This window comes from Collinsella sp. TF10-11AT, assembly GCF_003437565.1.
Classification (GTDB): Bacteria; Actinomycetota; Coriobacteriia; order Coriobacteriales; family Coriobacteriaceae; genus Collinsella.
Genome location: NZ_QSQW01000004.1, coordinates 146,020 through 146,519, shown reverse-complemented (window position 1 = coordinate 146,519; position 500 = coordinate 146,020). Strand labels below are relative to the sequence as shown.

Below are 500 nucleotides of genomic sequence, written 5' to 3'. Positions count from 1 at the left end.
CGTTTGGGCGACATCTCCCGACCATGGCGTCTCGGGCAGAAATAAAACCGCAGGTAGACGGCCTGCGGTTTTCGCGAAATACGGGGTATGGTCGAGGGGTCGGGGTTAAACGTAGTAGATGGGCCGGTTTCGTGGCGGCGGCATCGCAGGCAGCCGACCGAGGGCGTCCGGAAGTGAGCAAGCAGGCTATTTGCAAGTGAAAACTAATGCCATGAAAAAGAAAACAGGCCAGACATATTGCCTGACCTGTTGAAAAACCTGGTGGGCCCTCCGGGATTCGAACCCAGAACCCAGGGATTATGAGTCCCCTGCGCTAACCGTTGCGCCAAGAGCCCTTATAAAGTGGCGCTTGCAGTTGGGGTGGCAGAACAGCCTCCAACGCTTTGAACCACGATGTGAAATACTACCATGCGCGCGGCACCCGTTCAACGCACGATCTTGTCGACCAGGAGGATCATGCTGCCGCCTTTGACCTTGTGTGCCTATATGAAAAAAGGCTC

1 tRNA gene is annotated in these 500 nt (G+C 55.8%); it reads right to left on the bottom strand.

Annotated elements, in window-relative coordinates:
- Positions 1-259: 259 nt before the first annotated feature.
- Positions 260-335: transfer RNA gene (locus tag DXC99_RS04405), tRNA-Ile, on the bottom strand.
- Between the last annotated feature and the right edge of the window lie 165 nt (positions 336-500).